This is a genomic window from Peribacillus sp. NPDC056705, from assembly GCF_043656335.1.
In genome coordinates this window covers 1-1,506 of the sequence record NZ_JBHTYI010000172.1, presented here as the reverse complement: position 1 = coordinate 1,506, position 1,506 = coordinate 1, and the positions used below count along the sequence as shown (strand labels likewise).

General features: G+C 47.9%; 1 protein-coding gene. It reads right to left on the bottom strand.

Features of this window, described 5'->3' with window-relative positions; genetic code table 11:
* The coding region (locus ACFRAK_RS28620; RefSeq protein WP_394573134.1) for a sensor histidine kinase at positions 1 to 1,483 on the bottom strand (1,483 nt) is incomplete at its 3' end.
* Positions 1,484 to 1,506 lie beyond the last annotated feature (23 nt).

Genomic DNA, 1,506 nt, shown 5'->3' with positions numbered 1-1,506 from the left:
CCCTCAGGGTCGTCAGTGGATTACGTATTTCATGAGCTACTCCCGCTGCCAGTTGACCAACCGTATTCAGCTTCTCAGAGCGGCGCAGCAGTTCCTCAATCCGATTCCGCTCAGTTACATCACGGGACACGCTAATCATGGTTGTAATGTCGCCCTGTTCGTCCCGTACGAGCGAGGTGCTGATGCTAACTTCGATCGGATGGCCGTCCTTCCCTAGCCGGATGGTCTCAATCGGCGGCAGACGCTCGCCATCCCGCAGCCTCTTAATCCGCTGGGCCTCTTCCTCCACCATCTCTGACGGCACTAAAGCAGGTATTCGTCCGACTACTTCATGTGACTTCCAGCCATACAACTGCTCGAACGCTTTATTGACACTGATGATTCGACCATAATTATCTGTTGTATGAATAGCATCGGCCGTCTGATTGATAACCGATTCCAAATATTCTTTCACCGATTGGTTCTCATCTACCATCTGCTTCAACTGACTCGTGTAATGGCCTAAATTGCGGGTCATAGCATTAATGCGACCTGCAAGCTGCCCCAGCTCATCTCTGCTGCTCACTTCAAGCCTTCGGTCGAAATGACCGTCGGCCACGTCGTTAACGGTCCCTAAGATGGCTTGAATCGGCTTCGTAAAATAACCGGCAACGATATAGCTTCCGAAAATTACAATTTCAAGCAGCACTAGCGATATCGCTACAAGACTGATCATCTGTTCCCGCATGACGGACGATATGGCCTCATAGTCCATAACCACGCTAATGACCTGGGTAGGCTTGTCATCATACGTGACCGGAATGAAGCTTTTTAACACCTTTTTATTCTGAATCGTACTTACGAACACGACATGATCATTCGTTTCGATGGACTGCCTGACGGCCTTCTTGTCCTCCTGAAGGCTTCCGTAATGATACGTTCCGAACGTGATTGGACGATTGCCGAGCTTATAGTGGATAGCATCCTTGCCATCCTCTCTCATATAATCATTACCGAAGGTATCGGGGTTAATGCCCGTGACTTCCAATATCCGCGGATTGGATTTTAACGTTTCCTCCACCACCGTATCAGGACTTGTTACCTTCATGAAATCCTTAATATCAGAACTTCTTATGTAAGGGTCAATAATGTAGTTGCGTTTCCCATCATAATAATAACCCCATTTATCTATAGACTCCGGACTCGACGTGGAGAATTCAAACGGTCCGGACCAAAAATGCTTACCACGTTGTCCCTCCTGCACGGACTGGACGTTTTCATATTCGAACAATTCAAGAAATGCCGTGTGCCAATAACCCCAGTCTTTAGTGGAAAGACCGATCTCCTCCGCCGCTGATGAACGGGCAACCACAACATCATCTAACGTTCGGACCAACAATGAGATATGGGTAACGCCTATCTCTTGACTCAGCTCTGCGAGCTGCTTGTTCGTAATATTCCGAATATCTGGATCGAGCTCTTTAGCTGCATTAATGGAAGCCACCTTAAGCATATCTCCGAATATCT